This is a genomic window from Aeromonas sp. QDB39 (assembly GCF_027707585.1).
GTDB classification, from domain to species: Bacteria; Pseudomonadota; Gammaproteobacteria; order Enterobacterales; family Aeromonadaceae; genus Aeromonas; species Aeromonas hydrophila.
Genome location: NZ_JAPCIV010000106.1, coordinates 1 through 1,404, shown reverse-complemented (window position 1 = coordinate 1,404; position 1,404 = coordinate 1). Strand labels below are relative to the sequence as shown.

Genomic DNA, 1,404 nt, shown 5'->3' with positions numbered 1-1,404 from the left:
TGCACGCTTAAAAATAATAAAAGCAGACTTGACCTGATAGTTTGGCTGTGAGCAATTATGTGCTTAGTGCATCTAACTTTGTTTTAGGGCGACTGCCCTGCTGCGTAACATCGTTGCTGCTCCATAACATCAAACATCGACCCACGGCGTAACGCGCTTGCTGCTTGGATGCCCGAGGCATAGACTGTACAAAAAAACAGTCATAACAAGCCATGAAAACCGCCACTGCGCCGTTACCACCGCTGCGTTCGGTCAAGGTTCTGGACCAGTTGCGTGAGCGCATACGCTACTTGCATTACAGTTTACGAACCGAACAGGCTTATGTCCACTGGGTTCGTGCCTTCATCCGTTTCCACGGTGTGCGTCACCCGGCAACCTTGGGCAGCAGCGAAGTCGAGGCATTTCTGTCCTGGCTGGCGAACGAGCGCAAGGTTTCGGTCTCCACGCATCGTCAGGCATTGGCGGCCTTGCTGTTCTTCTACGGCAAGGTGCTGTGCACGGATCTGCCCTGGCTTCAGGAGATCGGAAGACCTCGGCCGTCGCGGCGCTTGCCGGTGGTGCTGACCCCGGATGAAGTGGTTCGCATCCTCGGTTTTCTGGAAGGCGAGCATCGTTTGTTCGCCCAGCTTCTGTATGGAACGGGCATGCGGATCAGTGAGGGTTTGCAACTGCGGGTCAAGGATCTGGATTTCGATCACGGCACGATCATCGTGCGGGAGGGCAAGGGCTCCAAGGATCGGGCCTTGATGTTACCCGAGAGCTTGGCACCCAGCCTGCGCGAGCAGCTGTCGCGTGCACGGGCATGGTGGCTGAAGGACCAGGCCGAGGGCCGCAGCGGCGTTGCGCTTCCCGACGCCCTTGAGCGGAAGTATCCGCGCGCCGGGCATTCCTGGCCGTGGTTCTGGGTTTTTGCGCAGCACACGCATTCGACCGATCCACGGAGCGGTGTCGTGCGTCGCCATCACATGTATGACCAGACCTTTCAGCGCGCCTTCAAACGTGCCGTAGAACAAGCAGGCATCACGAAGCCCGCCACACCGCACACCCTCCGCCACTCGTTCGCGACGGCCTTGCTCCGCAGCGGTTACGACATTCGAACCGTGCAGGATCTGCTCGGCCATTCCGACGTCTCTACGACGATGATTTACACGCATGTGCTGAAAGTTGGCGGTGCCGGAGTGCGCTCACCGCTTGATGCGCTGCCGCCCCTCACTAGTGAGAGGTAGGGCAGCGCAAGTCAATCCTGGCGGATTCACTACCCCTGCGCGAAGGCCATCGGTGCCGCATCGAACGGCCGGTTGCGGAAAGTCCTCCCTGCGTCCGCTGATGGCCGGCAGCAGCCCGTCGTTGCCTGATGGATCCAACCCCTCCGCTGCTATAGTGCAGTCGGCTTCTGACGTTCAG

At 59.2% G+C, this 1,404-nt stretch carries 1 protein-coding gene; it reads left to right on the top strand.

Annotation, left to right across the window (positions count from 1 at the left end):
• Nucleotides 1–212: 212 nt before the first annotated feature.
• On the top strand, nucleotides 213–1,226 hold the full coding sequence (gene intI1, locus PG899_RS24010) for a class 1 integron integrase IntI1 (protein ID WP_000845048.1): 1,014 nt from the start codon (nucleotides 213–215) through the stop codon (nucleotides 1,224–1,226).
• The last annotated feature ends 178 nt before the right edge of the window (nucleotides 1,227–1,404 follow it).